The organism is Citrobacter sp. LST-B2, from assembly GCF_057983045.1.
In genome coordinates this window covers 1695136-1719470 of the sequence record NZ_CP192598.1, presented here as the reverse complement: position 1 = coordinate 1719470, position 24335 = coordinate 1695136, and the positions used below count along the sequence as shown (strand labels likewise).

The following is a 24335-nucleotide window of genomic DNA, read 5'->3' as shown; positions in this document are numbered from 1 at the left end:
TACGCCGCGTCATCTGGCTGTCATCTACGGCCGTTACACTTCTGCTTATGTCAAAATAGCCCTTCTTTTTGTCGGATTTGCTAACCCCTTCGCAAAACAATTTCTGTCTGCCCGTTGACCTTCACATTCACACGCTCTATCTTCTTGCAGCCCTGCCTAACTTGCGGCTCGCAGATGCGGACCTCTTTCCCTCTTCACGCACTCTCAGCAGGTAATGACCCTTGGCGCCAGGGTAAGCACATGGCGTTTTTACGATAGTGGCATATGAATTTAACCGTCAAAGACTCACTTCTTGCTCGCAGCCGGGCCCTTAGCCCGTGGACTGGCTTTTATGTTTTGCAGTCGCTGCTGATCAACCTGGCGCTGGGCTATCCGTTTAGTCTGCTGTATACCCTTGCCTTCACCTGCATATTGCAGTTGCTCTGGCGGAGCGCGCCGAAAGCGCAGAAGGTGCTGATCGGCGTGTGTTCGCTGGTCGCCGCCTGTTACTTTCCTTTCGGCCAGGCCTACGGATCGCCAAATTTTAATACGCTGCTGGCTCTGCACTCGACCAATATGGAAGAGTCCACGGAAATCCTGACGATTTTCCCCTGGTATAATTACCTGATGGGGGTGTTTATCTTTGCTCTTGGCGTGATCGCCGTGCGTCGCAAACCTGACGAAGAGAAGAAACGCTGGAATAAATATGACAGCCTGTGCCTGCTGTTCAGCGTCGTGGCTTTTTTTGTCACCCCCGTACAGAACCTGGCCTGGGGCGGCGTGTTTAAATTAAAGGATACCGGCTATCCGGTGTTCCGTTTCGCCAAAGACGTCATCGTCAATAACAATGAAGTCATTGACGAGCAGGAGCGCATGGCGAAGTTAGCCAGCATGAAAGACACCTGGACTGTCACCGCCGTGAAGCCGAAATATCACACCTATGTGGTGGTGATCGGTGAAAGCGCTCGTCGTGATGCGCTGGGGGCGTTTGGCGGTCACTGGGATAACACTCCGTTTGCGAGCAGCGTTAATGGCTACCTGTTTGCCGATTACATCGCGGCCAGCGGGTCAACGCAAAAATCGCTCGGGCTGACCCTCAACCGGGTCGTTGATGATAAGCCGCAGTATCAGGACAACTTTGTCACGCTGGCAAACCGCGCCGGTTTCCAGACGTGGTGGTTCTCGAATCAGGGACAAATCGGCGAATACGATACCGCTATCGCCAGTATCGCAAAGCGGGCTGATGAAGTGCATTTTCTTAAAAACGGTGACTTCGAGGCGGACAAAAACACCCAGGACGAGGCGCTGTTAAAAATGACCGCACAGGTGCTGGAAACGGAACGCACCCAGCCGCAGCTGATTGTCCTGCATCTGATGGGGTCTCATCCACAGGCCTGCGATCGGACAAAAGGCAAGTACGACACGTTCGTCCAGTCGAAAGAAACCTCCTGCTATCTCTATACCATGACTCAGACCGACGACCTGCTGCGAAAACTGTACGATCAGCTCCGCAACAGCGGCGACAGTTTCTCGCTGGCGTATTTCTCCGATCACGGTCTCGCCTTTAAAGAGCGTGGGAAGGAAGTGCAGTATCTGGCGCATGACGACCAGTTCCAGCAAAACTTTCAGGTCCCGTTTATGGTGCTCTCCAGCGATGACAAAGCGCATAAAGTCATCAAAGCGCGGCGCTCCGCCAACGACTTCCTTGGCTTTTTCTCACAGTGGACAGGAATCAGCGCAAAAGAGATTAAGATGAAGTACCGGTTTATCTCTGAACAGAAAGCCGGGCCGGTGTATATCACCAATTTCAAATTGCAGAAGGTGGATTATAACCACCTGGGAACCGATATCTTTAGCACCAAATCGCGATAACCTATTGAAATACACCCAAAAAAAATCCGCCCCTTGAGGCGGATTTTTTATATCACTGACGTGATTAGAAGCGGTAACCGACGCCTGCGATCCAGGTGCCAACGTCAACGCTACGAATACGGCTCTGCTCGTAAGAGAAGTCCAGAGCAACGTTTTCGATCGGGTTGAACTGCACACCTGCGCCATAAGAGAAACCATAATCGCTGGTGTCATCTTTATGCGTCGGATAGTTGGTGTCCTGGAATTTACCGTAGCCCACACCCACAACACCGTAGATGCTTGCCCAGTCGTTCAGACGGTAAGCCGGACCAGCAGTGATACCGTAGTACTGAGTTTTGTTGTAATCGCCTGCACCGTTAGTACGATCTTTTTCGGTGTAAGTGAAGGAACCGATTACGCCCAGCGGGTTGTTGTCCTGCTCATAGCGATACTTCAGGTTGAAACCGTTCATTTTGTTCGCCGCGCCCTGAGCATCGCTCTGAGCATAACCACCGGTAACGGTAGACGTTGCAGCGACAGCGGAACCTGCGGAGATAGCCAGAACAGCGGCCAGTGCTGAAAGACATGCAATTTTTTTCATAACCACCTCAAATGTGCTTCAAATAAATCCTAAGTGTTAAATATATCAAAAATTGATGAGAAACTCTTTGCGATTAGTGATGTCTAACGGGCAATTTCATGTAACAGAACGTTTCCATCAACCGCTATCTCTTTCAATTAACATCACTTTTCCAGATATTTGCCCCATTATTACGCGCATAATAAAGGACATTCATCCAGATTATTCCTAATCTGCCAGCGCATTAATCCATCAATTTGCCGCCATTTTACGGCTTTCCAGAAATTTTTTTTCAACGAAGACTCAACCGTAGATGGTTATTTCCATTACACTGCCTCTTTTACTTTTCTATACACAAATCAGGCAAGTTGCTGGATGGCGTGTATCTACAGTTATGTCGGGAGAACGGATGCCAGGGTCGTCACGTAAAACGCCAGTTTGGCTGCCTGTTTTAGTACTGCTTATTGCCATGGCCTCAATCCAGAGCGGCGCATCGCTGGCAAAATCATTGTTTCCGCTGGTTGGCGCGCCCGGTGTCACCGCTCTCCGTCTGGCGTTAGGCACGCTGATTCTTATTGTCTTCTTCAAGCCATGGCGTCTGCGGTTTGCCAAAGAGCAGCGTCTGCCGCTGCTTTTTTACGGCCTGTCGCTGGGGGGAATGAACTACCTCTTCTATCTGTCGATTCAGACGGTCCCGCTGGGGATCGCTGTCGCGCTGGAGTTTACCGGGCCGCTGGCGGTCGCCCTGTTCTCTTCGCGACGCCCCGTTGATTTTATCTGGGTGGTACTCGCGGTTCTCGGACTCTGGTTCCTGCTGCCGCTGGGTCAGGACGTTTCGCATGTCGACCTGTTCGGCGCCACCATGGCACTGGGCGCAGGCGCCTGCTGGGCTATCTATATTCTCAGCGGACAACGCGCCGGCGCTGAGCACGGCCCGGCCACTGTCGCGATAGGTTCGCTGATTGCGGCTCTGGTTTTCGTCCCACTTGGGGCTGTGCAGGCCGGGGAAGCGCTCTGGCACTGGTCTGTCATTCCGCTGGGTCTGGCGGTTGCGGTACTGTCGACGGCGCTCCCCTACTCGCTGGAGATGATTGCCTTAACCCGTCTGCCTACGCGCACCTTTGGCACGCTGATGAGTATGGAACCCGCACTGGCCGCACTGGCAGGTATCCTGTTTCTGGGCGAAACGCTCACGTTTGTCCAGTTGCTGGCGCTTGGCGCGATCATTGCCGCCTCGATGGGCTCGACGTTGACCATTCGACGAGAAAGCAAAATAAAAGAGGTTGATGTAAATTAATTTTACATTTCTGCATGGTTGCATAACCATGCAGAATATCTTCCCGCTGTTTTCCCTGTATTTTCCTGATATTTCCCCACCGTCTATCTGCCCCGTACCGACTATTTATCCGCCTTCTCATGTCGGCATCAGAATATTGTTACCGCTGGTCTAACTCTTGCGCAACTACATGAATAGTAATGCAATTAAATACCGATGGTGTTAAATACTATTAAAGCGATAGGCAGAGCCAGAAAAGCAGGAATCATAACCGGTGCTATACTGAATCTCGTAAATTACTGGGACATAACATCAAGAGGATATGAAATTATGAGTACCGCTAAATTGGTAAAAACAAAAGCGTCCAATCTGCTTTATACCCGCAACGATGTCTCTGACAGCGATAAGAAAGCAACGGTTGAGTTGCTGAATCGTCAGGTGATCCAGTTTATCGACCTGTCACTGATCACCAAGCAGGCCCACTGGAATATGCGTGGCGCTAATTTTATTGCCGTCCATGAGATGCTGGATGGCTTCCGTACGGCATTGACCGACCATCTCGATACCATGGCAGAGCGTGCCGTACAGCTGGGCGGTGTGGCGTTGGGGACTACGCAGGTTATTAATAGCAAAACGCCGTTGAAAAGCTATCCGCTGGACATCCATACCGTTCAGGATCATCTGAAAGAACTGGCAGACCGTTATGCTGTCGTCGCTAACGATGTGCGTAAAGCCATCAGCGAAGCGAAAGACGAAGATACCGCCGATATCTTTACCGCCGCATCCCGCGATCTCGACAAATTCCTGTGGTTCATCGAATCCAACATCGAATAATCGCCTCATAAGTATTCCCTCTACAACCCTCGCCACGGCGGGGGTTTTGCACTTTTATGGTGCACCACATCGTCACCACTCCGTCGTAAAGTAAAATATTTGTAATAATCACCTCACACAATCGTTAACGAAAGATTGTTTTATCAACGATCTTTGCGCTAAATAGGCAGACCGTTCACGCCCCCTCCAGGCTGCACTAAATCAGTGCCCCAGAATGGTGCAAAAAGCGAGTTTTGCTCCGAGACCTGTGCACAAGCGTGCAGTCCCCTCTTGTTAAAACAAGGGGTTGCAAAACTGGCACGATTTTTTCATTACATTTATCGTTCTCGCAGGGGATCGCCCCGTGGATAAAAAAGGAAATGCTATGAAGTCTGTATTAAAAGTTTCACTGGCAGCACTTGCTCTGGCTTTTGCGATGTCCTCTCATGCCGCGGATAAGAAACTGGTTGTCGCAACTGACACCGCGTTCGTGCCGTTTGAATTCAAACAGGGTGACAAATACGTTGGCTTTGATGTGGACCTGTGGGCCGCCGTAGCAAAAGAACTGAAGCTGGATTATGAACTGAAACCGATGGATTTCAGTGGCATTATCCCGGCGCTGCAAACCAAAAACGTTGACCTGGCGCTGGCGGGCATCACCATTACTGACGAGCGCAAAAAAGCGATCGATTTCTCTGACGGTTACTACAAAAGCGGTCTGTTAGTGATGGTGAAAACCAACAATAACGACGTAAAAAGCGTAAAAGATCTGGACGGTAAAGTGGTCGCGGTGAAGAGCGGTACTGGATCCGTTGATTACGCCAAAGCCAACATCAAAACGAAAGATCTGCGGCAGTTCCCGAACATCGATAACGCCTACATGGAACTGGGTACCAACCGCGCAGACGCGGTTCTGCACGATACGCCGAACATCCTGTATTTCATCAAAACCGCAGGTAACGGCCAGTTCAAAGCGGTGGGTGAATCACTGGAAGCGCAGCAGTACGGTATCGCATTCCCGAAAGGCAGCGACGAACTGCGCGAGAAAGTGAATGGCGCGCTGAAAACGCTGCGTGACAACGGTACTTATAACGAAATCTACAAAAAATGGTTCGGTACTGAACCTAAATAATAATGGCTTTGCCTTCAGATGTTGCCCGGAGGCGCTAAGCGTGCCGGGCATTTGATTTTTTTTCACCACGGTAACAGGAACAACATATGCAGTTTGACTGGAGCGCCATCTGGCCCGCCATTCCGATCCTGCTTCAGGGCGCCAAAATGACCCTGTGGATCTCCATCCTCGGTCTGGCTGGCGGGATCATCATCGGCTTGCTGGCGGGTTTAGCCCGAACTTATGGCGGCTGGATCGCCAATCACGTCTCTCTCGTCTTCATTGAAGTCATCCGCGGCACGCCGATCGTCGTCCAGGTGATGTACATCTATTTCGCCCTGCCGATGGCTTTCCCGGACTTGCGCATCGACACCTTCAGCGCCGCCGTTATCACGATCATGATTAACTCCGGAGCCTATATCGCGGAAATCACCCGTGGTTCGGTCCTGTCGATCCATAAAGGATTTAGCGAAGCGGGTCTGGCGCTGGGTCTTTCCCGTCGGGAAACCATCCGTCATGTGATCATGCCACTTGCGCTGCGTCGTATGCTGCCTTCGCTCGGTAACCAGCTCATCATCAGTATCAAAGATACATCGCTGTTTATCGTCATCGGCGCGGCGGAACTGACCCGCAGCGGTCAGGAAATTATTGCCGGCAATTTCCGTGCCCTGGAAATCTGGACCGCGGTGGGTGTTATTTACCTCATCATCACGCAAGTCCTGAACATCGTGCTTCGTAGTCTGGAAAGAAGGATGAAAATCCTGTGATTGAATTTAAAAACGTCTCAAAGCATTTTGGCCCTACCCAGGTGCTGCATAACATTGATCTGAGCATTAAGCAGGGCGAAGTGGTGGTGATTATCGGGCCATCGGGTTCCGGTAAATCCACGTTGTTGCGCTGCATAAATAAACTCGAAGAGATTACCTCCGGCGATCTGATCGTTGATGGGCTAAAGGTCAACGACCCGAAGGTCGACGAGCGTCTGATCCGTCAGGAAGCCGGGATGGTGTTCCAGCAGTTCTATCTTTTCCCTCATCTGACCGCGCTGGAAAACGTCATGTTTGGCCCGTTGCGCGTTCGTGGGACGAAGAAAGACGCTGCCGAGAAGCAGGCAAAAGAGCTGTTGGCGAAAGTGGGTCTGGCCGAGCGCGCTCACCACTATCCGTCTGAGCTTTCCGGCGGTCAGCAGCAGCGTGTGGCGATTGCCCGCGCCCTGGCGGTGAAGCCGAAGATGATGCTGTTTGATGAACCGACCTCTGCGCTCGATCCGGAACTGCGCCACGAAGTACTGAAAGTGATGCAGGATCTGGCGGAAGAAGGGATGACGATGGTCATCGTTACGCACGAAATCGGCTTTGCCGAAAAAGTCGCCTCACGCCTGATCTTCATCGATAAGGGCCGTATTGCCGAGGACGGTAATCCGCAAACCCTGATTGAAAACCCGCCAAGCCAGCGTTTGCAGGAGTTCTTGCAGCACGTTTCCTGACGGCCTGCCTCCCTTCCATCTGGAAGGGAGGTTTCTCTACGACTCTTCCCATTTCGAATCGCCGCGCCTCCAGCCACTATACTTATCTCTTTGTTCTGTTTTCTCACTGGAGGAGTCATGCGGTGGATCCTGTTCATCCTCTTTTGCCTGCTGGGCGCACCAGCCCAGGCGGTAACCATTCCCGGTGTCACAACCGGCGCTGATGCTGACGCGCAAACAACACCTGCGCCCGAACCTGATGTCGAGCAAAAGAAAGCGGCCTACGGAGCGCTGGCCGACGTACTGGAAAATGAGACATCGCGCAAAGAATTGATTGACCAGTTGCGTACCGTTGCCGCCACGCCACCGCCGGAACCGGTGCCTAAAATCACCCCGCCGGTGGTTGTGGAGGAAAAAACGGTACTGGAGAACGTTACCGATCTCAGCCGCCATTACGGCGAAGCCCTGTCTGGCCGCTTTGCCCAGCTCTATCGCAACATCACCGATGCGCCACACAAGCCCTTTAACAGCCAGACCTTCAGTAATGCCCTCAGTCACTTTCTGATGTTGGCCGCTGCGGTGTTCGGCTTCTACTGGTTGATTCGTCTGTGTATGTTGCCGTTGTACCGTAAAATGGGAAACTGGGCGCGGAAGAAGAACCGCGAGCGCAGCAACTGGCTCCAGCTACCGGCAATGATCGTTGGCGCCTTTATTATTGATCTGCTTCTGCTGGCGCTTACCCTGTTTGTCGGTCAGTTGTTGAGCGACAGACTGAACGCGGGCAGTCGCACCATCGCGTTTCAACAAGGACTGTTTCTGAACGCCTTTGCCCTGATCGAATTTTTCAAAGCCATTCTGCGACTGATCTTCTGTCCGAACGTGGCGGAACTGCGGCCTTTTACCATTCAGGATGCCAGCGCCCGCTACTGGAACCGGCGACTGAGTTCGCTGAGCAGTCTGATTGGCTATGGCCTGATCGTCGCTGTTCCAATTATTTCCAATCAGGTGAACGTACAGGTCGGTGCGATGGCCAACGTGGTCATCATGCTGTGTATTACGCTGTGGGCGCTGTACCTGATTTTTCGTAACAAGAAAGAGATTACCCAGCACCTGCTGAATCTTGCGGAACGATCGCTGGCCTTTTTCAGTCTGTTTATTCGCGCCTTTGCTCTGGTCTGGCACTGGCTGGCAAGCGCCTATTTCATCGTCCTGTTTTTCTTCTCCCTGTTCGACCCCGGCAACAGCCTGAAGTTTATGATGGGGGCGACAGTGCGCAGTCTGGTGATCATCGGCATTGCGGCCTTCGTTTCCGGAATGTTTACCCGCTGGATCGCCAAAACCATTACCCTCTCCCCGCATACGCAGCGCAATTATCCCGAACTGCAAAAGCGGCTCAACGGCTGGCTTTCTACCGCATTGAACGTGGCGCGGATCCTGACGGTGTGTGTCGCCATCATGCTGCTGCTGAACGCCTGGGGACTGTTTGATTTCTGGAACTGGCTGCACAGCGGCGCCGGTGAGAAGACGGTTGATATTCTGATCCGCATCGTGCTGATTCTGTTTTTCTCCGCAGTAGGCTGGACACTGCTTGCCAGCCTGATCGAAAACCGGCTGGCTTCCGATATTCATGGCCGTCCTCTCCCCAGCGCGCGTACCCGCACGCTGTTAACGCTGTTTCGTAACGCACTGGCGGTGATCATCAGCACAATCACCATCATGATCGTACTTTCGGAAATCGGCGTTAACATCGCCCCACTGCTGGCCGGGGCCGGGGCGCTGGGGCTGGCAATTTCCTTTGGTGCGCAGACGCTGGTGAAAGATATTATTACCGGGGTCTTTATTCAGTTTGAAAATGGCATGAATACGGGCGATCTGGTGACCATCGGGCCGTTAACCGGTACGGTAGAACGCATGTCGATTCGATCCGTTGGCGTACGCCAGGACACCGGGGCGTACCATATTATTCCGTGGTCATCGATCACCACCTTTGCCAACTTTGTCCGCGGCATTGGCTCGGTGGTCGCCAATTACGATGTGGATCGTCATGAAGATGCTGATAAGGCCAATCAGGCGCTGAAAGAGGCGGTCGCTGCGGTAATGGAAACCGAGGACGTTCGTGGGCTGATTATTGGTGAGCCGTCGTTTGCCGGGATTGTCGGATTAACCAACACGGCATTTACGCTGCGGGTATCGTTTACCACGCTGCCGCTGAAGCAGTGGACGGTTCGCTTCGCGCTGGACAGCCAGGTGAAAAAACATTTCGACCTGGCGGGCGTTCGTCCACCGGTGCAGACCTGGCAGTTTCTGCCCGCCGCGCCAGCGGCAGCCACAACACCGGCCACACCCCCGTCGCGGCCACCCGGCGAGCCGACGCTCTAGCGCTTACGCGCGCTAAAACGACGGCGCTGGTCGTCGTCCATAAAGGTCCAGGCAATAAAGCGGCTCTGCTTTTGCCCCTGGGCCATCTCTTTTTTCACCACCTTGACCGCTCCCACGTCAGTCAGCGCACGATAGAGCGGCGGCAGGTTTTCGCCGCGTGACACCAGCGTGGTAAACCACATGACCTGACGGCCAAAAGCCTGGCTTTCGGAAATCATCGTTTTGATGAACGCGACTTCCCCCCCTTCGCACCACAACTCCTGCTGCTGACCGCCGAAGTTCAGCGCATCATCTTTGCTCTGTCCGAGGTTGCGACGTTTGCGCTCGCTTCCTGCACGAGCAGAGGCGGCGGAATCATGGAACGGCGGGTTGCACAGCGTCGCATCATATTGCTCATTTTTATGAATAATGCCGTTAAAAATAGCCGCTGGGGTTTTCTGACGACGCAGGCGAATGGCGCGCGTCAGCCCTGGATTGGCGCTGATAATGGCCTGCGCGCTGGCTAACGCCTGCTCATGCGTCTCACTGCCCGTAAAACGCCAGCCATACTCATGCACGCCGATCAGCGGATAAATACAGTTCGCGCCCACGCCAACATCCAGGATTGTGGCCTGAGTTGGCACACTTCCCGTTGTCTCGGCAAGCAGATCGGCCAGATGGTGGAGGTAATCGGCACGCCCAGGAACAGGCGGACACAGAAACCCTTCAGGAATATCCCAATTTGCCACCCCATAGAAATGCGCCAGCAGCGCCTTATTCAAGGCCTTTACCGCCAGCGGATTGGCAAAATCAACGCTTTGTTCGCCTGCGGGGGTCAGGACGAGATACTGCGCCAGCTCAGGCGTGCCTTTGCAGAGCGTGGCAAGATCGTAGCGACTGTGGTGACGGTTGCGCGGGTGTAAGCCCGGTTTCTGGGGGGACATAGCATTCTCCTTTTAACAGCGGCGTAAGATACCCGCATAACGCAACGCGGTAAACCGGGCTGATAACAAACGGGCGCTTCTCTGCAGCGCATCTGCGCGCGAAATGGGGTGAAGTGGCGCAAATCGCCCAAATATCAATGATATGTATGTCATTGATTTGTCAATATACGTCAATATTTTTCGTTCGAATTTTAAGCAGATCATCATCAATTTTTTACGCCATTTCTGCCGCACTGACGACCTAAACTTATCTGGCACTACACGTTGTTTCACTGAGGAGAGCATCATGAAAAAATGCCTCGTATTACTCGTCGCCACCACGCTTGCAGACGTGGCATTCGCGGCGTCTGCAGCACAACCTTTGAGCAGTCCCGATACCGGTCAGCTACGTGCGTCAGGTACCGTCTCTGCCACTGGCGCAACCAACCTGAGTGATCTGGAGGATAAGCTGGCGGAAAAAGCGCAAGAACAAGGCGCGAAAGGCTTTATGGTTAATTCCGCAGGCGGTAAGAACCAGATGTATGGTACAGCCACCATTTACAAGTAACCTTCCCCACCACCTGCCCGATAGCGACGCCGCTTATCGGGCAATGTTCCCTTGACTGAGCAATTTTTGACCCCATCTTGACTATAATAACCTCGGTAAAAAGCGTGAGGAGAATAGTGCTATGGCTTCTGGTTGGGCAAATGATGACGCTGTGAACGAACAAATCAACAGTACAATTGAAGATGCTGTTGCACGTGCAAGAGGCGAAATTCCGCGCGGTGATAGCCTGTATGAATGTGAAGAATGTGGCGATCCGATCCCTGAAGCCCGCCGACAGGCAGTGCCAGGTGTAAGACTGTGCCTTAACTGCCAGCAGGAGAAAGATTCACAGAACTCATCCTATACAGGATATAATCGCAGAGGATCAAAAGACAGCCAGCTACGTTGACCTAAGCTTACATAGATATCAAGAACATGCCGTTTCGCTTACGCTCACGTTAAATTGCTCTTTGCGTAGCAAAATGTGCCGTTCATACCTCAACTGTAAAGTGAACTGCGTAGAACCGTAAATTCATCTCGTGAATTAATTAATAATCAATAAGTTATTTGTCATTCAATTTTTTTGATTAATGCTGTCAATTCTCTTCGATTTTATCTCTCGAAAAAAAGCGTGATACTCATCACATCGACGGAACATCGTCTTCCTTAATAAATAACCTGCGAGAGATTAACAATGAAAACTATCAAATATGCTGTTGCCGCTGTTGCCCTGTCTACTCTGTCTTTTGGCGTTTTCGCTGCCGAACCTGTTACGGCTGCTCAGGCGCAAAGCATGAATAAAATCGGTGTGGTTTCTGCAGAAGGCGCAACCACGCTGGACGGCCTGGAAGCAAAACTGGCTGAGAAAGCCGCTGCTGCCGGCGCAAGCGGTTACAGCATCACATCCGCCAACAACAACAACAAAATGAGCGGTACTGCTGTTATCTACAAATAAGTTTTACCCCGTCTGCTGCCAACAGACACCCTGCTCCAACCCTCATTGAACCTGAATTACCCTTGTTTGCCCGTCCGCCACTGGACGGGCTTTTTTTTATCTGTCGCGCTAAAAACTGTCGTTGACTCGCGCCAGTCCTTGCTCGAGTGTTGCCACCTCACCCGTTGCCACCAGGCAACAGGCCATCTGGATTTTCAACGATGCGGGTACCGGCTCACTTCCCGCCAGGCAGCGTTCAATCCAGCGCGCGGTCGTCTCAGGATCCTTTGCCGCGGGCAGCGGTACAGGTTCGTCTGGCATTTCACTTTGTCGGCTCTGTAACACCCGGGTGCCAGTGCTATCAATCAGGCTAATCTGCGGGCAGCGTTGCGGATTGGCGTAAACCTCACCTTCGGTTCCGTGCATCAACAACCCACGCCCACCAATATCATTAAAGAATTTCGCGACGCGCGGCACATATTCCGGATGCGACACGCTGGCAAGACGCAGCGCGGCGTCTTCGGCAAACGGTGTCGCTAACTTCGCCAGCGTATGTGCGCTGTTGCGCACACCCAGTCGCCAGCGCATTGCCAGCTGTTTTTCCAGCGGCTGGCAGAGCGTACTCACCGGAATAAAGACTGGCTGATGTCCATCCAGTTTCGCCTGTGCCTGTCCGGCATGACGCGTCGGCGCAATCCCCATCAGTTCGAAAATGGTCTCTGTCAGCACGCGGGTCGGATCTTCGCTCACCCCATGCACGACGACCGGAAAACCCAGCTTGTGCAATAAAATCGCCAGCAGCGGCGTCAGGTTCGCCTGTTTACGCGCGCCGTTATAGCTGGGGATAACGATCGGCATCGGCTTCGCAACCGGCGGGGTAAGCTTAATGGAATGGTTTTGCATCGCCTCATAAAAGCCCAGCATTTCGGCTTCCCCTTCCCCTTTGATACGCAATGCAATCAGCACGCCGCCCATTTCCAGTTCCGGCACGTCGCCGTTGAGCATGTGGGTATAAAGCCCTCGCGCGGTATCCTGATCCAGATCGCGGGCGTGGTTTTTCCCCCGGCCGATCTCTTTAATTATTTTGCGGTAATCCATCGAAAACTCCTTGCCTCACACTCACGTTATTTACGCCGACGGCGCGTGGGTTTCGCTTTTTCTTTTGCCTTAACGATAACGTCTGGCACTGCGGGTCGTTCTATGGGAAAAACAGGTAATGCATCCAGTAAACGCTTGCCATAATTTTTGGTCAACAGACGCTTATCATAAATTACCACTTCTCCCCAACACCCGTGGCTACGGATCAAGCGTCCCACCTGCTGGATTAGATTAAACGAGGCGGCGGGCAAACTCTGCACTTCGAACGGATAGCGATTGAGACTTTTAAGCCACTCGCCTTCGGTGATCACCACCGGGCTGTCGATGGGGGGAAAAGCAATTTTATGGATATGCACCTGACTGAGTAAATCGCCTTTCAGGTCCAGTCCTTCGGCGAAGGATTGCAGCCCCACCAGCACGCTACGCTCGCCGTTTTCCACCCGCTTACGGTGCAGTTCCACCAGCCGGTAGCGCGGCTGGTCACCCTGGACCAACAACAACAAGCGCAGATCGCTGACGTATTCCAGAAAGCGCTGCATCGCTCGCCCACTGGCAAACAGCACCAGCATGCCGGAATGTTTTTTACTTTCCAGCTGTTCGCGGAAATAAGCCGCCATCTCCGCAATATGCTGTTCTTCGTTGTCGATCAACGGTTCATAGCGCATCTGCGGAATAATAATTTTACCCTGTTCGACATGGTTAAACGGCGAATCGAGCGCGACGAAGCGGTCTCCGGCTTTTTCCTTCAGGCCGCTCATCTCCTGCAGACGCGAAAAACTATTAAGCGAACGCAGCGTGGCGGAGGTGACGATGATATGCGGCACACTGCGCCAGAGTAATCGCTCGAGTTGATCGCTCACGCGGATCCCCACGCAGTGAAACCAGACGTGGGGTTGCCCGTCGCGCACCTCGCGCGTCGTCCATTTCGACACTGGTGCGCCGGATGACTGGGCCAGCGAGGCCAGTCGCCACAGTTTGCTTTGCGCTTCAAACATCCCCAGCGCCCGGTTCATCTGCAAAATAGCCCGATGCAAACGCACAACGTCATGGCTGCCGGTTTTCTCGCTGAGATCGTTCAAAAACAGCTCCGCCAGACCGCGCAGCGTTTCGGTGAGCTTCGCCAGACGCTGGCAAATCTCCATCACTTCATCCGGCAGTTCCCCCATCGCAAAGCGATGTTCCGCTTCCTGCCCGGCAGGCATGTACAGACTGAGAATGTGATTAAGTGACGCGATAAGTTCATACAGCTCTTCGCAATGGGCGTTCAGACGCTCCGGATTCGCCAGCGGCGGCGTGGTCTTGGGGCGAAACTGCTCCATGCAAGTCGCCACCAGTTTGCTGAACAGATCCAGTTGCAGGCGATACCAGGAGGCGGTAATTTCCGCGCTCATTTCCAGCGCATCGCGGGCGACATCCGGCAGGTGATGGCCTTCATCCAGAACCAGCAGCAGGTTTTTCGGGTCCGGTAACACCGCTTCGCTTTCCATCGCCGCCATCACCAGCGCATGGTTTGCCACCACCACTTCCGCTTCCTGAATCTCGCGACGGGCGACAAAAAACGGGCACTCGCGGTAGTAGTGGCAGTTGCGGTTCAGGCAACTGGCTTTATCGGTACTCAGTCGTCGCCAGAGGTCGTCGTCAATGGCGATATCCGTATGATCGCGCAGGCCGTCCCACTTGTAGCTGTCGAGGTCGCCTTTTAACTTTGCGCAGCGCTTCTGTTCTTCCTGGTTGTTCGGCGTGAGTTCATCGTCAAGAAAGGCGAGCAGATCCTGTTGCGTGGGTTCAGTACTGGCCAGCGCCGTCAGATTTCGCGGACACACATAGCGCCCGCGACCAAATGCGGCGGTAAAGCGAAGATCGGGAATAATTTTGCGCAGTAAGGGCAGATCTTTACTGTAGATCTGATCCTGCAACGCCACGTTGGCGGTACTGACCACCAGCGTTTTTTGCTCTTCCCGTGCAATGGCAATGCCGGGAATGAGATAGGACAGGGTTTTCCCCACTCCGGTAGGCGCCTCTATCGCCAGATGACGCCCTTCTTCTCCGGTCAGCGTTTTCGCGACATCGGCAATCATCTGCCGCTGCGGCGCACGGGGGATAAAGTCGGGGATCTGTTCCTGAAGCGCCTTATACCAGACGGCGATTTGCGCTTTAAGCGCAGCGGTTAATGCCATGAGAAAACCTGAAACACTGTATAAACAGCCACTATTGTGGCACATTTCAGACCTGGAACGTATCTTTTTTGCCGCTTCTGGAAGGTGCTTCGCAATGCCGTTAGATCAATATGATGAATAAGCCTGGTACTCAAGGGGCGTTGTATCAGGCCACGCTGGATTGTTCTCTGATACAAGCGATATGGCGGTGCTGATGCAGGTTATGCCTAACGGCGGCGGCTATGGCAACGTTAAGCTGTTCGATAAGGCAACCGTCAGGAAGTTTACTCGCAGTTCGTCAGAAGACGTTGCGTCTGGACTGGGGTGGCGTGCGAATGGTAACGCATCGATGACGCCAACGTTTGATGTGTTAGCCAGCTCTGAAACGTATGGTCATACAGGCTGGACCGGAACGATGACCTCTATCGACCCGATTAATCATATGGCTATTGTGATTTTAAGTAACAGGCCAAACTCGCCAGTTGCAGACCCTAAAATAAACCCAAATGTTTTTGTGAGTGGATTATTACCTGCGGCTACATATGGCTGGATTGTTGATCAGATATGTGGGGCATTGAAATAACAAAAATATAGCCCACGCTAAGTGGGCTTTTTTCAGTAAAATAAAACATTCAACAATATAAAGCAAACAAGTACAATGGACTCGATAATCCATAATATAGCTTCAACTTTGAAACCTGTAGTCAATTCTGAGGGTAGGGTCCGAATAAAAGAATACTCTTCAAAACTCATATCACGATTAAACACCCTATTATAGGGAAGTATCAGACTAGACATAATGAAATCTACTTTTGCCAGGTAAATTCCTGGAGAACCAATTAAACTTGCACCTCTTGCCATTCTTGCCGTCTGAGGAAGATTTCCAAACCTCTCTTCATATAGATGAGTTATTTTATTGTAGTTCTCTTTATTAATTATTGATGATATGAAAATCAATATAATCGTCATAATAACGAGAGTTATGAAAAGACTCATACCAATTGCTTCAAAATTAATGATTAAATAATTTTTCATATAAAAGCGCTCCGGCTTCTTCATTAAAAGAGTCTGGATCACGTATTATAGGTTCTGAACGATCTATTTTATCATTCATAGTAGTTCCAATTTTCTTCCCATATATCTCCCCCCATTTTTCGGCAATTTTTCCTCCTGCAATACTAGAACCAATACCAGTTACCAAACATAAACCTGCGCCAATACCTCCACTTTCTGATGTAATCAACCCCAAAACCCACGTACACGCTGCCCTCCCCATAATGCCTCCGACAGCACCGCCAGCAACACTTGCTGTTTGTTTTCCTCCGAATTTACTATACTCCGTTATCGCTGCTTTTCTACATTCGCTTTCTCGCCCCTTCGCGCAAGCGTCATACACAGTTGTTGTATAGCTGGCAAAGTCAAGGCCAATACCAATAAAGCCTGTTGTTCTCATTATTTTCATCAGCTTGGCAGATTTTTCTATATAGCTTGCATAACCTTCAATATCTTTCACCCCTGTTTGATCCCACTTATGCATAATGGATTTTGTGGATAAACCCAATGCTTGTTTTATTTGTTCGTATTGTTTTAAATTCAATTGTTCTTTTGAAAATTTATTCAAAATACCATCTAACTTTTTAAATAGCCTTTCTCGCTGACCAAAAAATTCCTCTCCAGAAATCCGGCCAGAATTTTGGCTATATGTTTTTTTATAAAGTTCCTGAATTTCGTTTAGTATTTTATTTATTTCTTCATAATACTCCCCACCAGCATCCTTTATGTAACCTAAGATATCTCCGCTTTGCCCTAAAGCATCGCTATATAAATTAGATGAGAATATATCTATTGAGGTTCTGTTTTCATAGAGTAATTTAGCTTCCTCATTAGTCAGCGGTTCAAGTGCTTTATCAATTTTATCCCTTGCTGTTTGTACTTGCGCAATTTTTTCAGGTGACCTGGATAGTGGGTCAGCAACAACTAAGATTGAACCGGGCTTTTTCTTTTTTTCTGGATTCAACTGATGATATAACTCTTTTACTCCAGATGGTGGATTAACCATTAACTCATATTCATATGATTTGGGTGTCGTCAATTCTGGTACTACACAAAAGCCCGGTTCAACTGATTGTCTCGACTCTGAAATTTTTCTTGTTGCGGGAGCCAGAGGCGTGGAATTTTGAGACCTGTTTGCTGATTCATAACTTGCTAAAATATAATTATCATATCTGTATGTAATATTTAAATGGGGTATAAATCGACAATGGCAAGGACATGTACCTCTGCTATGCGCTGAACCAGCTAGTAAACATATAATTTCTGTCTCGTATTGAGACATATCATGCCCCATTGTTAAGTAATGATTATATAATTCATGACTTATTCTGGTTCGGAATGGGAAACCAGATGTTCGATGTGAAAAACCATCTTCTTTTTCATCATTAACAATTATTTTTTTCTTAAGGTTTATCGTTCCCCCCGCTCTTCCGAGAAATCTGTTATGTTCAAAGCCAAATCCGTTTTCAAAATTCCGAAGAGAATCGGGGTTTCTCCGGTACAAAAATTTTTCCTCATTGAGCCGCTTTATCGATACTGATGGAGGTTCTACTTTTCGCCCTTCCGAATCTATACTACTATCCCAGGAACTTGCGTTAGTCCGACGAAATAAATTTTCCCCTCTTTCAATCCATGAGCCTTTAGGTACACCACCTTTAATCTCATATTTTTGGCCATTCATCCCGCATATATATTCATCCATTTCATATACTATTTCCATGCCATCAAGCATATTGTATTCTTTACTCTTTAATATATAACCACCACAACTCGTTCGATCTCCTGGTGCTAATAAAAACCCTTCAGAGCGCTTATTAAAGGCTCTCATAATTAAGTTCCTTGCATTAAATGGCAAAGTTTAATATCAGACTATTTTTATTGCTTTTATTGTGATGTCACTTGCAAATTCCAACAAAATCCTGAATCCTCACACTGAAGATTCAGGATGTGAATGTGAAGAGAATAATTTATTTATTCAGTGAGTCAATGCTCTTGTTCCTTTAAATTATCGACCTAATCTCAGTTACACTGTCATTTGTTTGCAAAATTTGTATTGTTTTCTCCCATTTTTATGTTACCTCACGCGTTTCAATGATATAATCGTATCTATCATAATGTTTTTTGCCTATGCTTTTATTTGCATGCTGATTAATAATGTCTTTCTTATTTTCAGTAAAAAGTCTTTAAAAGCCCCTCTTATATCATGCTTTGAAAATATGCTCACAGGCCTAATAAGCGCAGCGCCATCAGGCAACTGCGCTGTGACTTAATAGTAACCCAGCAGCTTCCACCACAGCATGCCAACCGCGAAAATGATAATGACGTTGAAGGTCACCACACACAGGTTGATTCGGTAAAACCGTGGTCGCTCGAAATAACCTTGCGCAAAGTAGATAGGGCCGGGTCCTCCGCCGTACTCGGTGTTCCCCCACATCAGGTTACTGAAGATACCGAAGCAGATAGCCACCATCATCGGCGGTGCGCCGGCGGCAATCGCCGTGGCGGCAAATGGTGCGTACAACGCGGCAACGTGCCCCGTGGCAGTGGCAAACAGATAGTGGACGTAGATGTACAAGACACCGAGCACGATAAAGGCTTCCATCGCACCGAATCCCTGAATCCCGCTACCCAACTTCACCGTCATCCATTTGATGAATCCCAGATCCGCCAGACCCGTCGCCAGGCTGATGATCACGCTGAACCAGATCACCGTGTCCCACGCCGCATGGTCATTGAGGAGACTTTTCCAACTGACGGCCCCGGTCGCAAACAAATAAGCGGCTAGCCCCAGCCCGACCGATGTCGCCGAGATCCCGGTAATCAGACTGGTTCCCCAGCCGACAAGCGCCAGCACAAACCCTACGGCTACTTTTTTCTCATTACTGCTCATGACACCCAGTTCGCCCAGCGACTGTTTACCCATCGCTTTGGCTTCCGGTGTATGCTTCAGTTCCGGATCCAGCAGCTTATAGACCAGCAGCGGCATCAGGCAAAAACAGACCATCGCTGGAACGACGGCAGAAATAAACCAGCCGCCCCAGGTGATCTCCAGACCCAGCGTGGATTTTGCCAGGCTTGCCACCAGCGGGTTCGCCGCCATACCGGTTAAAAATATCGCCCCGGTGATCGGCGTAAACTGAAAGCAAACCATCGTCAAGAAATCGCCAATCCGCTTGCCAGTCGCGCCAGGAGCCGAACCGAGTACGTCGTTGATTGAGCGAGCGATCGGGAAAATAATCCCGCCAGACCGCGCCGTCACCGACGGCATCGCCGGGGCCATAATCAGGTCAGAAACACCGAGCGAATAGGCAATTCCCAGACTGCTTCCGCCAAACAGCGACAGCATTTTATAGGCAATACGTTTTCCCAGTCCGGAGGTCACAAACCCCAGCGAGAGCACGTAGGCGCAGAAAATCAACCATACCGTGCCAGAGGCAAAGCCTGACAGTGCCTTCGCCTCAGTCAACGTTTTGCTGAAGATCACCACGCAAAGCGCAATCAGCATAACCGCCCCCGAAGGGAGCGGCTGGGTCAGGATTGCCGCAATGGTGGCGGCAAAAATCGCAAACATATGCCAGGCCGCCGGGGTTAACCCTTCAGGAACGGGAATAAACCAAATGACGGCACCGATTACCAGCGGGATCAGAAATGAGAGAAGTTTCTTGCCCATGACAAAATTCGTAGACATAGCGCTATCCTTATTGCGTTAGCACAATCATGTTCATTTCCGTGACTGATATTTGGCCAGCACCTGATCGACCATTTCCGGCGCCATTCCCAGATAATTTGCCGGATCGGTCAGTTGGTTAATCAGTTGCGGATCCAGTCGTTGTGCCACTGTCGGCATAGCGTTCAGTACGTCGGCCAAGTGACCGCCCTTCTCGTTGACGATACGACAGGCGTCATAGACGACATCATGGGCATCCTGGCGGCCGATGTACGGAGCCAGCCCCATCATCACCGCTTCTGCCACAATCAGGCCGTTGGTCATCCCAAGATTGCGCAACATTGCCGCTTCATCGACCTCCAGTCCTGCCAGCATAAAGTTGGCCTGATGCAGCGCCCCTGCGCTCAGGACGAAACTTTCCGGGATCGCAATCCACTCCGCGTGCCACGGTCCGGTGGCGCGTTCCAGATCCTGAACCATCGCATCCAACATCAGCCCGGCCTGTTGACGAACGCCTTTTGCACAGGCCAGCATGAGTTCGCTGGAGATAGGATTGCGTTTTTGCGGCATAGTGCTGCTGGCACCACGGCCTTTAACGAACGGTTCATACAGTTCGCCAAACTCGTTCGATGCCATCAGCATCACGTCATAAGCAATCTTCCCTAGCGAACCGGTGATGACCGCCAGCAGGTTCACCGCCTCTGCGAAGCCGTCGCGCGCTACGTGCCAGGTGGAGGTCGGGACGTTAAGACCTAACTCTTCCATCAGCGCTTTTTGTACCGGCAATCCTTTGTCGCCCAGCGATGCCAGCGTTCCGGCGGCCCCGGCAAATTCACCGACCAGCACGCGCGGACGCGCCTGTTGCAAACGTTCGGCGTGGCGTTCAAACATGTCCAGCCAGATGGCAGCTTTATAACCAAACGTCACCGGTAGCGCCTGCTGTAAATGGGTGCGACCGGCCATCGGCGTATCCCGATAGCGCAGCGCCAGGTCAGCCAGCGTTGCACGTAACCGGTTCATGTCCGCCTCGATCAGTTCAAAGGCATCACGGATTTGCAGTACCACCGCCGTGTCCATAATATCCTGCGTCGTCGCCCCCCAGTGCACATAGCCGCCAGACTCTCCGGCTTGCTTTGAAATCTGGTGCACAAGCGGCAGGATCGGATAACCGACGATTTCCGTCTCATGACGTAACAAATCGAAATCCAGCGTATCGGCATTGCACTTCTCTGCGATCTCTTTGGCTGCCGCTTCCGGGATCACTCCGCAACGCGCCTGCGCTTTGGCGAGCGCCACCTCCACTTCGACATACTTGCGAATAAGTTCGTAGTCATCAAACACGGCGCGCATTGCTGGTGTACCAAAAGAATCTCTAAATAAAACAGAATCCATTACATTCGAAGCCATAAATCCCCCGGTTCAATCTGATAATGATAAGATGAGCGTCTGACCCGGTTTACGACGCAATCGGGCCAACAAAAATGTCCGAACATACATAAATGTCCGTACATTTATAATGTACGGACATTTATAATAATCATGACGAATGTATGGAATAGCCCGTACCCATTTTTGTGACTGTGATCATTAATTATTTGACGAAACTGCGATGAAAGAATCTCTGTACAAACGGATAGCCCGTGAACTGGCTCATCAAATCTCGACGGGAACTTACCCACCCGGTTCACTGTTTCCGACAGAAATGGAACTGTGCGAAACCTGGCAAGTGAGTCGTCACACCATGCGCGAAGCGCTGAGGGAATTAACGGAACAGGGGTTGATTTCGCGACGTAAAGGCGCTGGCACGCGCGTATGCGAACCGCAGGCGAGCGGGGTTAACCATCCGTTGTCACATCTGGAAGATCTGCTGCTGTTGGCGAAAAACAACCTGCGGGTGATTAAGAAGATCGATGAGATTGTAGCGGATATTGAGCTTTCCCAACTGATAGATTGCCCGCCCGGTTCACGCTGGCTACATATCGCCAGTATTCGTGAGGATGCGCAAAACCCGGATGCGCCTATTTGCTGGACGGACAGTTACGCCAGCACCGATTATTCCAGGCTACGCGCGTTCATCCGCGACGATCCGCACTCGCTGATTAGCGATCTGATCGAAACGCACTACGGAATTAAGAGTCACGAAGTGCATCAGACGATCACCGCCGTTGGCGTACCGAAGAAAATCGCCAAGATACTGAATGTCGAGCCCGACTCTCCGGGGATGCGCATCGTACGGCGCTATCGGGATCGTGACGGGAAAGTGTTCGAGACCACGATTTCAATTCACCCGGCGGGACGGTATACCTGTTCTATTGTGTTGAAATCGCAGAATGCGGGGGAGTGAGGGGGCGTATACGCTTTGAGAAGCATATGCCCCTGTGGGACGAGTACCGTTCACCTCATGTTCGCAGCCAATCTGGTACACCAGTACCTGTGAACGGGTTAAGGAGGCTCGTCGCCGCCTCCTTAACAATCCTGGCTCCCGGCTGGAAAATTGTCGCTTCGCGATACCCTCCGCTTATTCCTTCAGGCTACCGGGCCGGGCACGACTCAGCATCCCTGGTTCGCGCGCCCTGAACCCGCATCCCTGCGGGTTCTCCCGGCCTTACGGAAACGCGTCGGCAATTTTCAGCCGGACCTATCCATACCTGACCATCTCCACGGTTTGCTTTTTTTTACAGCGAAGTGAATTTAGCTGAAAGGCAGAGAATTGAAGCGATGGCATTGGTCCGGCGTGAAAATCGATGAGGCGTTGGCTGCTGACCGGGGCCGCCCGCAGGGAAGCGGGCGGAGGGGACGGCCTGCATGGATGCAGGCTCGACCCCGACCCGACAGGCAGACGGCATAAGACGAATGAACCACGAAGTGGCGATTTTCCTTGCCGGGAGCCAGGGTTGCAAGGGAGGCGGCGGTGAGCCTCCCTTGCACGTTCACGTGTACTGCGGTTTCAGAGAATCACTGAATACAAAGTGAACGTAACATTTCTCAGAGTATCAGGCCTTCCTGACCCCCTTACTGCACGGGTGTAATTCTGCGCGCACGGCGCGGCGGACGCGGCTTTTCGCCAGCCGGTTTGCCTTCTGCGCTACGGGGTTTGCCCTTCGACGCGCCACCGTCCTGACGACGCGGCTGCTGAGCACGACCTGCGCCCTGCCCTTGTCCCTGACCACGGCCCCGGCCGCCGCCACTTCGCTGCTGACGACCATTCTGGATCGGCTCAGCTTTGATCGAGGGATCTGGCTCATAGCCCGGCGTGGTAATACGCGGGATCTCTTTTTTCAGCAGTTTTTCAATGTCACGCAGCAGTTTGTGTTCATCAACACAAACCAGCGACAGCGCTTCCCCCGTCGCCGCAGCACGACCGGTACGACCGATACGGTGCACATAATCTTCCGGAACGTTCGGCAGCTCGTAGTTCACCACGTGCGGCAGTTCTTCGATGTCCAGACCACGCGCCGCAATGTCAGTCGCCACCAGCACGCGGATATCGCCTGATTTGAAATCCGCCAACGCACGGGTACGCGCCCCCTGGCTCTTGTTACCGTGGATCGCTGCGCTGCGGATACCATCTTTGTTGAGCTGTTCCGCCAGGTGATTGGCGCCGTGTTTGGTGCGGGTAAAGACCAGTACCTGCTGCCAGTTGCCCTGACCGATCATCTGCGACAACAGTTCGCGCTTGCGTTTCTTATCGACAAAATGGACGTGCTGCGTCACCTGCTCAGACGCCGTGTTGCGACGCGCCACTTCAATTTCCAGCGGGTTATGCAAAAGCTTTTCGGCCAGCGCTTTGATCTCATCAGAGAACGTCGCGGAAAACAGCAGGTTCTGACGCTTCGCCGGCAGTTTCGCTAACACGCGGCGAATATCGTGAATAAAGCCCATATCCAGCATACGGTCCGCTTCATCCAGCACCAGAATCTCAATCTGGTCCAGCTTCACCGCGTTCTGGTGTTCCAGGTCCAGCAAGCGGCCCGGCGTTGCCACCAACACATCGACGCCACCGCGCAGTTTCATCATCTGCGGGTTAATACTCACGCCGCCAAAAACCACCAGCGAGCGAATGTTCAGATACTTGCTGTAATCACGGACGTTTTCACCAATCTGCGCCGCCAGCTCACGCGTCGGCGTCAGGATCAGCGCACGCACCGGACGACGCCCTTTGCCATGCGGCTGTTTGGTAATAAGGTGCTGTAACAGCGGCAGCGTAAAGCCCGCCGTTTTACCGGTACCGGTCTGCGCACTCGCCATCAGGTCGCGACCTTCCAGCACGGCAGGGATCGCCTGTTGCTGAATAGGGGTAGGTTCACGGTAACCCTGCTCGGCAATGGCGCGCAGAATATCAGGATTTAAACCCAGGGAATCAAAAGACATAACTACTCCGAACCGCCCCGACCGTTCCCGGTGTCGTTTTCAGGGAGATGCATACAATTTGGGAATGACAAAAACCACAATGTCATGAAGGGGCGGAGTGTAGCAGTTTTTGTGACACACCGCATAAATTATCCCGGTCACTGGAAAAGACAA

General features: G+C 51.7%; 21 protein-coding genes and 1 pseudogene. 12 read left to right on the top strand and 10 right to left on the bottom strand.

The window, feature by feature from the left end; genetic code table 11:
• Nucleotides 1-264: 264 nt before the first annotated feature.
• Nucleotides 265-1851 carry a phosphoethanolamine transferase gene (locus ACQ0PY_RS08060; RefSeq protein ID WP_099433401.1) on the top strand — a complete coding sequence of 529 codons (1587 nt, stop codon included), beginning with the start codon at nucleotides 265-267 and terminating at the stop codon, nucleotides 1849-1851.
• Between the two features lie 64 nt (nucleotides 1852-1915).
• On the opposite strand, the gene ompX is transcribed toward ACQ0PY_RS08060, so the two are convergent.
• On the bottom strand, nucleotides 1916-2431 hold the full coding sequence (ompX, locus tag ACQ0PY_RS08055) for an outer membrane protein OmpX (RefSeq protein WP_043001271.1): 516 nt from the start codon (nucleotides 2429-2431) through the stop codon (nucleotides 1916-1918).
• Nucleotides 2432-2504: 73 nt separating this feature from the next.
• Complete coding sequence (locus ACQ0PY_RS08050; RefSeq protein WP_125340082.1) at nucleotides 2505-2549, bottom strand: hypothetical protein; 45 nt, start codon at nucleotides 2547-2549, stop codon at nucleotides 2505-2507.
• A gap of 270 nt (nucleotides 2550-2819) precedes the next feature.
• Between ACQ0PY_RS08050 and rhtA the strand changes: the two genes are divergently transcribed.
• From rhtA to ybiO, 6 genes are all read left to right on the top strand, one after another.
• The gene (rhtA, locus tag ACQ0PY_RS08045; RefSeq protein ID WP_043001272.1) at nucleotides 2820-3707 is read left to right on the top strand and encodes a threonine/homoserine exporter RhtA; all 888 of its coding nucleotides are present in this window, start codon (nucleotides 2820-2822) and stop codon (nucleotides 3705-3707) included.
• A gap of 309 nt (nucleotides 3708-4016) precedes the next feature.
• A complete protein-coding gene (dps, locus tag ACQ0PY_RS08040) occupies nucleotides 4017-4520 on the top strand; it encodes a DNA starvation/stationary phase protection protein Dps (RefSeq protein WP_042320427.1) in 504 nt (167 codons plus the stop codon).
• 364 nt (nucleotides 4521-4884) lie between these two features.
• Nucleotides 4885-5631 carry a glutamine ABC transporter substrate-binding protein GlnH gene (glnH, locus tag ACQ0PY_RS08035; RefSeq protein ID WP_150547008.1) on the top strand — a complete coding sequence of 249 codons (747 nt, stop codon included), beginning with the start codon at nucleotides 4885-4887 and terminating at the stop codon, nucleotides 5629-5631.
• Nucleotides 5632-5717: 86 nt separating this feature from the next.
• Nucleotides 5718-6377 carry a glutamine ABC transporter permease GlnP gene (gene glnP / locus ACQ0PY_RS08030; RefSeq protein ID WP_043001274.1) on the top strand — a complete coding sequence of 220 codons (660 nt, stop codon included), beginning with the start codon at nucleotides 5718-5720 and terminating at the stop codon, nucleotides 6375-6377.
• The gene (gene glnQ / locus ACQ0PY_RS08025; RefSeq protein WP_043001275.1) at nucleotides 6374-7096 is read left to right on the top strand and encodes a glutamine ABC transporter ATP-binding protein GlnQ; all 723 of its coding nucleotides are present in this window, start codon (nucleotides 6374-6376) and stop codon (nucleotides 7094-7096) included. Before glnP ends, glnQ begins: the two co-directional genes overlap by 4 nt.
• Nucleotides 7097-7213: 117 nt before the next feature.
• On the top strand, nucleotides 7214-9454 hold the full coding sequence (gene ybiO, locus ACQ0PY_RS08020; RefSeq protein ID WP_150547009.1) for a mechanosensitive channel protein: 2241 nt from the start codon (nucleotides 7214-7216) through the stop codon (nucleotides 9452-9454).
• Here ybiO and rlmF read toward each other — a convergent pair.
• Nucleotides 9451-10377 (bottom strand): 23S rRNA (adenine(1618)-N(6))-methyltransferase RlmF, encoded by a 927-nt coding sequence (rlmF, locus tag ACQ0PY_RS08015; protein WP_043001277.1) that lies wholly within the window; start codon nucleotides 10375-10377, stop codon nucleotides 9451-9453. The two genes, ybiO and rlmF, sit on opposite strands and share 4 nt — an antisense overlap.
• Before the next feature lie 286 nt (nucleotides 10378-10663).
• Here rlmF and mcbA point away from each other — a divergent pair, with 286 nt between their 5' ends.
• The 3 genes from mcbA (at nucleotide 10664) to ybiJ (ending at nucleotide 11858) form a co-directional block, all read left to right on the top strand.
• Nucleotides 10664-10924, top strand: coding sequence for a DUF1471 family periplasmic protein McbA (mcbA, locus tag ACQ0PY_RS08010; protein WP_109740039.1), 261 nt, complete (start codon nucleotides 10664-10666; stop codon nucleotides 10922-10924).
• A gap of 121 nt (nucleotides 10925-11045) precedes the next feature.
• A complete protein-coding gene (locus ACQ0PY_RS08005) occupies nucleotides 11046-11312 on the top strand; it encodes a DksA/TraR family C4-type zinc finger protein (protein WP_043001279.1) in 267 nt (88 codons plus the stop codon).
• Nucleotides 11313-11597: 285 nt separating this feature from the next.
• Nucleotides 11598-11858 (top strand): DUF1471 family protein YbiJ, encoded by a 261-nt coding sequence (gene ybiJ / locus ACQ0PY_RS08000; protein WP_043001280.1) that lies wholly within the window; start codon nucleotides 11598-11600, stop codon nucleotides 11856-11858.
• A gap of 108 nt (nucleotides 11859-11966) precedes the next feature.
• On the opposite strand, the gene ybiB is transcribed toward ybiJ, so the two are convergent.
• Both ybiB and dinG read right to left on the bottom strand, forming a co-directional pair.
• On the bottom strand, nucleotides 11967-12935 hold the full coding sequence (ybiB, locus tag ACQ0PY_RS07995) for a DNA-binding protein YbiB (RefSeq protein ID WP_109740038.1): 969 nt from the start codon (nucleotides 12933-12935) through the stop codon (nucleotides 11967-11969).
• Between the two features lie 26 nt (nucleotides 12936-12961).
• The gene (dinG, locus tag ACQ0PY_RS07990) at nucleotides 12962-15112 is read right to left on the bottom strand and encodes an ATP-dependent DNA helicase DinG (protein ID WP_044256421.1); all 2151 of its coding nucleotides are present in this window, start codon (nucleotides 15110-15112) and stop codon (nucleotides 12962-12964) included.
• Between the two features lie 121 nt (nucleotides 15113-15233).
• Here dinG and ACQ0PY_RS07985 point away from each other — a divergent pair.
• Nucleotides 15234-15674 (top strand): annotated as a pseudogene (locus tag ACQ0PY_RS07985) (serine hydrolase); the annotation flags it as partial.
• A gap of 32 nt (nucleotides 15675-15706) precedes the next feature.
• Here ACQ0PY_RS07985 and ACQ0PY_RS07980 read toward each other — a convergent pair.
• The 4 genes from ACQ0PY_RS07980 to pcaB all read right to left on the bottom strand — a co-directional run bounded on the left by ACQ0PY_RS07980 (nucleotide 15707) and on the right by pcaB (nucleotide 21218).
• The gene (locus ACQ0PY_RS07980) at nucleotides 15707-16126 is read right to left on the bottom strand and encodes a hypothetical protein (protein ID WP_109740037.1); all 420 of its coding nucleotides are present in this window, start codon (nucleotides 16124-16126) and stop codon (nucleotides 15707-15709) included.
• Nucleotides 16104-17972 carry a hypothetical protein gene (locus ACQ0PY_RS07975; RefSeq protein WP_109740036.1) on the bottom strand — a complete coding sequence of 623 codons (1869 nt, stop codon included), beginning with the start codon at nucleotides 17970-17972 and terminating at the stop codon, nucleotides 16104-16106. Before ACQ0PY_RS07975 ends, ACQ0PY_RS07980 begins: the two co-directional genes overlap by 23 nt.
• 438 nt (nucleotides 17973-18410) lie before the next feature.
• Nucleotides 18411-19832: a DASS family sodium-coupled anion symporter gene (locus ACQ0PY_RS07970; protein ID WP_044256423.1), complete on the bottom strand. Its 1422-nt coding sequence runs from the start codon at nucleotides 19830-19832 to the stop codon at nucleotides 18411-18413.
• Between the two features lie 33 nt (nucleotides 19833-19865).
• On the bottom strand, nucleotides 19866-21218 hold the full coding sequence (gene pcaB / locus ACQ0PY_RS07965; RefSeq protein WP_044256425.1) for a 3-carboxy-cis,cis-muconate cycloisomerase: 1353 nt from the start codon (nucleotides 21216-21218) through the stop codon (nucleotides 19866-19868).
• A 202-nt stretch (nucleotides 21219-21420) separates the two neighbouring features.
• Here pcaB and ACQ0PY_RS07960 point away from each other — a divergent pair, with 202 nt between their 5' ends.
• Nucleotides 21421-22155, top strand: coding sequence for a GntR family transcriptional regulator (locus tag ACQ0PY_RS07960; protein ID WP_044256426.1), 735 nt, complete (start codon nucleotides 21421-21423; stop codon nucleotides 22153-22155).
• Between the two features lie 668 nt (nucleotides 22156-22823).
• Here ACQ0PY_RS07960 and rhlE read toward each other — a convergent pair.
• On the bottom strand, nucleotides 22824-24182 hold the full coding sequence (gene rhlE, locus ACQ0PY_RS07955) for an ATP-dependent RNA helicase RhlE (protein ID WP_109740034.1): 1359 nt from the start codon (nucleotides 24180-24182) through the stop codon (nucleotides 22824-22826).
• Nucleotides 24183-24335: the final 153 nt, after the last annotated feature.

Bases quoted from the DNA above. Each gene is read 5' to 3' on its own strand.
- ACQ0PY_RS08060 (WP_099433401.1), top strand. From the start codon at position 265: ATGAATTTAACCGTCAAAGACTCACTTCTTGCTCGCAGCCGGGCCCTT.
- ompX (WP_043001271.1), bottom strand. From the start codon at position 2,431: ATGAAAAAAATTGCATGTCTTTCAGCACTGGCCGCTGTTCTGGCTATC.
- rhtA (WP_043001272.1), top strand. From the start codon at position 2,820: ATGCCAGGGTCGTCACGTAAAACGCCAGTTTGGCTGCCTGTTTTAGTA.
- dps (WP_042320427.1), top strand. From the start codon at position 4,017: ATGAGTACCGCTAAATTGGTAAAAACAAAAGCGTCCAATCTGCTTTAT.
- glnH (WP_150547008.1), top strand. From the start codon at position 4,885: ATGAAGTCTGTATTAAAAGTTTCACTGGCAGCACTTGCTCTGGCTTTT.
- glnP (WP_043001274.1), top strand. From the start codon at position 5,718: ATGCAGTTTGACTGGAGCGCCATCTGGCCCGCCATTCCGATCCTGCTT.
- ybiO (WP_150547009.1), top strand. From the start codon at position 7,214: ATGCGGTGGATCCTGTTCATCCTCTTTTGCCTGCTGGGCGCACCAGCC.
- rlmF (WP_043001277.1), bottom strand. From the start codon at position 10,377: ATGTCCCCCCAGAAACCGGGCTTACACCCGCGCAACCGTCACCACAGT.
- mcbA (WP_109740039.1), top strand. From the start codon at position 10,664: ATGAAAAAATGCCTCGTATTACTCGTCGCCACCACGCTTGCAGACGTG.
- ACQ0PY_RS08005 (WP_043001279.1), top strand. From the start codon at position 11,046: ATGGCTTCTGGTTGGGCAAATGATGACGCTGTGAACGAACAAATCAAC.
- ybiJ (WP_043001280.1), top strand. From the start codon at position 11,598: ATGAAAACTATCAAATATGCTGTTGCCGCTGTTGCCCTGTCTACTCTG.
- ybiB (WP_109740038.1), bottom strand. From the start codon at position 12,935: ATGGATTACCGCAAAATAATTAAAGAGATCGGCCGGGGGAAAAACCAC.
- dinG (WP_044256421.1), bottom strand. From the start codon at position 15,112: ATGGCATTAACCGCTGCGCTTAAAGCGCAAATCGCCGTCTGGTATAAG.
- ACQ0PY_RS07980 (WP_109740037.1), bottom strand. From the start codon at position 16,126: ATGAAAAATTATTTAATCATTAATTTTGAAGCAATTGGTATGAGTCTT.
- ACQ0PY_RS07975 (WP_109740036.1), bottom strand. From the start codon at position 17,972: ATGAGAGCCTTTAATAAGCGCTCTGAAGGGTTTTTATTAGCACCAGGA.
- ACQ0PY_RS07970 (WP_044256423.1), bottom strand. From the start codon at position 19,832: ATGTCTACGAATTTTGTCATGGGCAAGAAACTTCTCTCATTTCTGATC.
- pcaB (WP_044256425.1), bottom strand. From the start codon at position 21,218: ATGGCTTCGAATGTAATGGATTCTGTTTTATTTAGAGATTCTTTTGGT.
- ACQ0PY_RS07960 (WP_044256426.1), top strand. From the start codon at position 21,421: ATGAAAGAATCTCTGTACAAACGGATAGCCCGTGAACTGGCTCATCAA.
- rhlE (WP_109740034.1), bottom strand. From the start codon at position 24,182: ATGTCTTTTGATTCCCTGGGTTTAAATCCTGATATTCTGCGCGCCATT.